Source organism: Aquamicrobium defluvii (assembly GCF_004363725.1).
GTDB lineage: Bacteria > Pseudomonadota > Alphaproteobacteria > Rhizobiales > Rhizobiaceae > Mesorhizobium > Mesorhizobium defluvii.
This window is the reverse complement of sequence record NZ_SNZF01000033.1, coordinates 38183-44453: the sequence shown is the minus strand read 5'-3', so window position 1 is coordinate 44453 and position 6271 is coordinate 38183. Positions and strand designations below refer to the sequence as shown.

Genomic DNA, 6271 nt, shown 5'->3' with positions numbered 1-6271 from the left:
TCAAACCGGACGCACTTTGATGACCCCACGTTAAGGGGTCCCGTTTGGACGAAAATTACCCCTCAACTGGGGTCCTCATTCCATGAAAAATCACACGGATGAACCGCACCATCAAGGATGCGACCGTCAAGCGCTTCCACTACGACAGCCACGACCAGCTAAGGCGGCACCTTCAGGACTTCATCGATGCCTACAACTTCGGCCGCAGGCTCAAGATGCTGAAGGGCCTCACACCTTATGAATTCATATGCAAACGATGGACTTCAGACCCGGATCGATTCATCATCGATCCGATCCACCAAATGCCGGGACCGAACAGCTACCCTGCCCTTCCGCGTTTTCGGCCGGGAACGGCCGTTTAAAAACGGTCAGAAGGGAATTTCGTCGTCGAGGTCGCGTCCGCCGCCCATTCCGCCGCCACCGCGAGAGCCGCCGAAGTCGCCCGGCCCAGACTGGCCAAAGTCGGATCCGCGCCCGCCACCGCCGCCACCGGAATAGCCGCCACGGTCGTAGCCGACCTGCCCGCCGCCTTCGCCCTGGCCGCGCGCATCGAGCATCTGCAACTCACCCCGGAACTTCTGCAGCACGATCTCGGTGGTGTATTTGTCCTGCCCGTTCTGATCCTGCCATTTGCGCGTCTGGAGCTGGCCCTCGATATAGACCTTCATGCCCTTCTTCAGGTATTGTTCGGCGACCTTGGCAAGATTGTCGTTGAAGATCACGACGCTGTGCCATTCGGTCTTTTCCTTGCGCTCGCCCGACATCTTGTCGCGCCAGGTTTCGGACGTGGCGATGCGCAGGTTCACAACCGGATCGCCGGAGTTCAGCCGCCTGATTTCAGGGTCCGCGCCCAGATTGCCGACCAGAATGACCTTGTTGACGCTGCCCGCCATAACGCTGTCTCCACGCTCGTCCTAAATTGGAAGTCTGCTGTACCTTACAGCCTGACGCGGCATTTGGCCCAGACGCCGCACCTGTTTCCCCAAGAGGTTTTTTGTTCTCCTTATGTTCCATACATCCATCCAAAGTCAAGCGAAACATGAGCGCCTTGCCCGTTTCACCTCAATGAAAACTGGCATCCGACAGGCAAGGAACCTATAGACAGCTTATGAAACCTACCTGCATGGCCATCTGTGGAGCCTTGCTCCTTGCGCCTTCCGGCGCACCGGCTTTCGCCGGCAGCAAATCCGCAGCATCCGGCCAACCCGCATCGGCGCAAGGCGATCTGCCCGGTGTAGACGGCGCCTACAGCATCGTGACCCCGCTTCCACCGGAGCCCGACACCAAACCCGCTTCCGGGCAGTTCGGCCGGTTCAGGGTCGGAAATCTCGATGTGAAGGTTTCCGGCAAGCTCACATACGACATCGGCATCGGCTCGCTGAGAACTCCCAAACGCTGACCGACAATCGCTTGTCAGCCGGGTGCATCCGCGGATACGTCCAAAAGAATGAGCCCCGCCGCTGCGATTTCGAGCGGTCGGGGCTTTCGATGGGCTTTACCCATGATGCCGGGAACAATTTACCGGCTTTGTATTTCGGATGCTTCGCAGCATTCAGCCGACGATCCGACAAGAGTTTCTGATTGTAAGGGGAAACGATCGGCCCTGTTTACCTGCACGGAATTTTCCGGCGGATTGGGGGCGACCGCGGCTCCGCGTCAGGCGCGAAGCCCTTCGGGACTGTCCGGTGGAGTCATACCTCTCTCCTTCTGTCCGTTTCACCACAAGATCCGAAAGCACTTCATCCCCCAGCGCATCTTCCATCGTGCGGCGTCTCGCAGATGCCATGCGCTTCGAGGAGATCTGCCTCTTGAGGCGATCGGCTTCCGTAATTCAAAATCTGGCGCGTCCATGACGTCACGTCAACATTCAAGGGCAGAATTGAGCGAAATGTGATCTTTGTAACAGGCACGGATCGGATTTTGTCAGGAGCATGTTCGTTTTTTGTTCTTTCTGCTTGCGTGACTTGGAGAAAGACGCTTAAACCCGGCGTGGAAATTCGCGGCTTATCTCGAAAGCGCGCAGGGACGACCTATATTGGCGGAAGGCCGGGGAAGCCCGCCATTCCGAAACATTCCATATCGAGGCGGCGGAGCGGCCATGGCCGACCATAAGTTCATCTCCATTCGCGGCGCACGCGAACACAATCTCAAGAATGTCGATCTCGACCTGCCCCGCGACTCCCTCGTGGTGATGACCGGCCTGTCGGGCTCGGGCAAGTCTTCGCTCGCCTTCGACACTATTTATGCCGAGGGCCAGCGCCGCTACGTGGAAAGCCTGTCGGCCTATGCGCGGCAGTTCCTGGAGATGATGCAGAAGCCGGACGTCGACCAGATCGACGGCCTGTCGCCCGCCATTTCCATCGAGCAGAAGACCACCTCGAAGAACCCGCGCTCGACGGTCGGCACCGTCACCGAGATCTACGACTACATGCGCCTTCTGTTCGCGCGCGTGGGCGTGCCCTATTCTCCGGCGACCGGCCTGCCCATCGAAAGCCAGACCGTGTCGCAGATGGTCGACCGCGTGCTGGCGCTTGAGGAAGGCACAAGGCTTTACCTGCTTGCGCCAATCGTGCGCGGCCGCAAGGGCGAATATCGCAAGGAACTGCTGGAACTCCAGAAGAAGGGTTTCCAGCGCGTCAAGATAGATGGCTCCTTTTACGAAATCGCGGATGTGCCGGCCCTGGACAAGAAGTACAAGCACGACATCGACGTCGTTGTGGACCGGGTCGTGGTGCGGCCCGACCTTGCCACCCGTCTCGCCGATTCCATGGAGACGGCTCTGAGGCTTGCCGACGGGCTGGCCGTGGCAGAGTTCGCCGACAAGCCGCTGCCGCCGGAGGAGACGGCCGGGGGCGGTGCCGCCAACAAGTCGGCGAACGACACGCATGAGCGTATCCTGTTCTCTGAAAAATTCGCCTGCCCGGTCTCCGGTTTCACCATTCCGGAAATCGAGCCGCGCCTGTTCTCGTTCAACAATCCGTTCGGCGCCTGCCCGACCTGCGACGGCCTGGGCAACCAGCGCGCCATCGACCCCGGCCTTGTGATCCCGGATGAGAACCTTTCGCTGCGCGACGGCGCTGTCGCTCCCTGGGCGAAATCCACCTCGCCCTATTACGCGCAGACGCTGGAGGCGCTCGGCAAGGCATACGGTTTCAAGCTTGGCGACAAGTTCAGGGATCTGCCGGATGACGCCCGCGGAGCCATATTGCACGGCACGGGCAAGCGCGAGGTGACCTTCAACTACGACGACGGCCTGCGTTCCTACCAGACCACCAAGACCTTCGAAGGCGTGATCCCCAATCTCGAGCGTCGCTGGAAGGAGACGGAATCGGCCTGGATGCGCGAGGAAATCGAGCGCTTCATGTCGGCCACCCCCTGCCCGGCCTGCGGCGGCTATCGCCTGAAGCCCGAAGCGCTGGCGGTGAAGATCGCCGGCAAGCATATCGGCGAGGTCACGGAACTCTCGATCCGCAAGGCGGACCGCTGGTTCAACGAACTGCCGGACCGGCTCAACGAGAAGCAGAACGAAATCGCGGTGCGCATCCTCAAGGAAATCCGCGAGCGACTGCGCTTCCTCAACGATGTCGGCCTCGATTACCTGACGCTGTCCCGCAACTCCGGCACGCTGTCCGGCGGCGAGAGCCAGCGCATCCGCCTGGCAAGCCAGATCGGCTCGGGACTGACCGGCGTGCTCTATGTGCTGGACGAACCGTCAATCGGCCTGCACCAGCGCGACAACGCCCGCCTGCTCGACACGCTCAAGCATCTGCGCGACCTCGGCAACACGGTCATCGTCGTCGAACATGACGAGGACGCCATCCTGCATGCCGACTATGTGGTCGATATCGGTCCCGCCGCGGGCGTGCATGGCGGTCGCGTCATCGCGCAGGGCACGCCGCGCGAGATCATGGCCAATCCGGACTCGATCACCGGCAAATATCTGTCCGGCGAGCTTGAGATCGCAACACCTGCCCAACGCCGCGCGGGCAAGAAGGGCAAGCGCATCAGGGTGGTGGGCGCACGCGGCAACAACCTCAAGAACGTGACGGCGGAAATTCCGCTTGGCACCTTCACCGCCATCACCGGCGTTTCGGGCGGCGGCAAGTCCACCTTCCTGATCGAGACGCTGTTCAAGGCGGCTTCACGGCGCATCATGGGCTCGCGCGAGCATCCGGCCGAGCATGACCGCATCGAAGGGCTGGAATTCCTCGACAAGGTCATCGACATCGACCAGAGCCCCATCGGCCGTACGCCGCGCTCCAATCCGGCCACCTATACGGGCGCCTTCACGCCGACCCGCGACTGGTTTGCCGGCCTGCCGGAAGCCAAGGCGCGCGGCTATCAGCCGGGGCGTTTCTCGTTCAACGTCAAGGGCGGGCGCTGCGAGGCATGCCAGGGCGACGGCGTCATCAAGATCGAGATGCACTTCCTGCCGGACGTCTACGTCACCTGCGATGTCTGCCACGGCAAGCGCTACAATCGCGAGACGCTGGACGTGACCTTCAAGGGCAAATCCATCGCCGACGTGCTCGACATGACGGTTGAGGAAGGCGTCGAATTCTTCTCGGCCGTGCCGGCGGTGCGCGACAAGCTTCAAACCCTCAAGGATGTCGGTCTCGGCTACATCCATATCGGCCAGCAGGCGACGACATTGTCGGGCGGCGAGGCCCAGCGCATCAAGCTGGCCAAGGAGCTGTCGCGCAAGGCGACCGGCAAGACGCTTTACATTCTCGACGAGCCGACCACCGGCCTGCATTTCCACGACGTGGCCAAGCTGCTCGAAGTGTTGCAGGAACTTGTCGAGCAGGGCAATACGGTGGTGGTCATCGAGCACAATCTGGAGGTCATCAAGACCGCCGACTGGGTGCTCGACCTTGGGCCCGAGGGCGGGGATGGCGGTGGCGAACTGGTCGCCTCCGGCACCCCGGAGGACATAGTGGCCGAGCCCCGCAGCTATACGGGCCAGTTCCTCAAGGAATTGCTGGAGCGCCGTCCAGGCGGCAAGCAGGTGGCCGCCGAATAGCACTATCGGCTCTCACCGCGGACGATCATTGGCTGTCGGCCACTGCTTCGGGACTGTCCGTCCATTGCGGACCGGGCTTTGCCGGCGCGACGACTGGTGTACGCCTCGAAGCTGAACACGCAGCGCAGGGTCGCCCGTTGCAGAACCATGCATCCGCACACATCAAGTGTCGGCGTATCCTGACCGGCGCTTCATTCATCGCACGTGATGCCGGACGGCGGGTAAAACGATTTCATGTTCCGGGTGGACATTGCAGGCTCAGCCTCGCATCAGGACCACCGGAGCGGTCGCGAGCCCATGTCGAACTGTCAGCAGACAACGCGCCACGGTTTGCACCCCATTCCCTGTAATGAAATACTTCCGCAAGCACATTTTTTCATCGAGATCCCATGGAGCGACAGATGACAAGCTCAGGAACGATCCGCGCCGGCATGGGTGGCTGGACTTTCGAACCATGGGGCACGTCGTTCTACCCGGAAAAGCTGCCGAAGACCCGGCAACTCGGATATGCGACGCGGCAGGTTCCAACGATCGAGGTCAACGGCACCTACTACTCCTCGTTCAAGGAGCCGACCTTCGTCAAATGGGCGAAGGAAGCGCCGGACGGCTTTGTCTATTCGCTCAAAGGCAATCGTTTCGTGACCAACCGCCGGGTGCTGGGCGAGGCAGGAGAATCGATCATGCGGTTCCTCGGCTCCGGAATCGCGGCGTTGGGCGAAAAGCTCGGCCCCATTCTCTGGCAGTTCGCGCCGACGAAGAAATTCGATCCTGAGGATTTCGAGGCATTTCTCAAGCTTCTGCCGGACAGTCAGGATGGGGTGAAGCTGCATCATGCGCTGGAAGTGCGGCACGACAGTTTTCTTACACCCGATTTCGTAGCCCTCGCCCGGAGTTACCGCGCGTCCATCGTCTACGCCGATCATGCCAGATACCCGACCATCGCGGACATCACCGGCGACTTCATCTATGCGCGCCTCCAAACAGGCAGCGACGACAACCCCGACTGCTATACGCCGCAATCCCTGGATGCATGGGCAGAAAGGGCCCGCATCTGGGCCGAGGGGAAGGCCCCGGCCGATCTGAAGGTCGTCGACCCGGAAAATCCGGCTGCTGACCGGCCGCGTGACGTTTTCATCTATTTCATTACCGAAGGAAAGGTGCGGGCGCCGCATGGCGCAATGGCCCTGATGCAACGCATGAACGGCTGAACCCTGCGCCGAAACGGCCACAGGAAGCTGACTGTCCCGA

Annotated in this window: 4 protein-coding genes and 1 pseudogene; 4 read left to right on the top strand and 1 reads right to left on the bottom strand. The window is 61.1% G+C overall.

Annotation, left to right across the window (positions count from 1 at the left end):
• Positions 1-86 precede the first annotated feature (86 nt).
• Positions 87-362 (top strand): annotated as a pseudogene (locus DES43_RS18995) (IS3 family transposase); the annotation flags it as partial.
• Positions 363-368: 6 nt separating this feature from the next.
• Here the strand turns inward: DES43_RS18995 and ssb are convergent.
• Positions 369-893, bottom strand: a complete 525-nt coding sequence (ssb, locus tag DES43_RS18990; RefSeq protein ID WP_035032531.1) for a single-stranded DNA-binding protein — start codon at positions 891-893, stop codon at positions 369-371.
• A gap of 215 nt (positions 894-1108) precedes the next feature.
• Between ssb and DES43_RS18985 the strand changes: the two genes are divergently transcribed.
• The 3 genes from DES43_RS18985 (at position 1109) to DES43_RS18975 (ending at position 6231) form a co-directional block, all read left to right on the top strand.
• Positions 1109-1399, top strand: coding sequence for a hypothetical protein (locus tag DES43_RS18985; protein WP_156953536.1), 291 nt, complete (start codon positions 1109-1111; stop codon positions 1397-1399).
• A 699-nt stretch (positions 1400-2098) separates the two neighbouring features.
• Positions 2099-5023 carry an excinuclease ABC subunit UvrA gene (uvrA, locus tag DES43_RS18980; RefSeq protein WP_035032529.1) on the top strand — a complete coding sequence of 975 codons (2925 nt, stop codon included), beginning with the start codon at positions 2099-2101 and terminating at the stop codon, positions 5021-5023.
• A gap of 401 nt (positions 5024-5424) precedes the next feature.
• Positions 5425-6231 (top strand): DUF72 domain-containing protein, encoded by an 807-nt coding sequence (locus tag DES43_RS18975; RefSeq protein WP_035032656.1) that lies wholly within the window; start codon positions 5425-5427, stop codon positions 6229-6231.
• Positions 6232-6271: the final 40 nt, after the last annotated feature.

Excerpts from the sequence above, each read along its gene's own strand:
- ssb (WP_035032531.1), bottom strand. The coding sequence starts at position 893 with ATGGCGGGCAGCGTCAACAAGGTCATTCTGGTCGGCAATCTGGGCGCG.
- DES43_RS18985 (WP_156953536.1), top strand. The coding sequence starts at position 1,109 with ATGAAACCTACCTGCATGGCCATCTGTGGAGCCTTGCTCCTTGCGCCT.
- uvrA (WP_035032529.1), top strand. The coding sequence starts at position 2,099 with ATGGCCGACCATAAGTTCATCTCCATTCGCGGCGCACGCGAACACAAT.
- DES43_RS18975 (WP_035032656.1), top strand. The coding sequence starts at position 5,425 with ATGACAAGCTCAGGAACGATCCGCGCCGGCATGGGTGGCTGGACTTTC.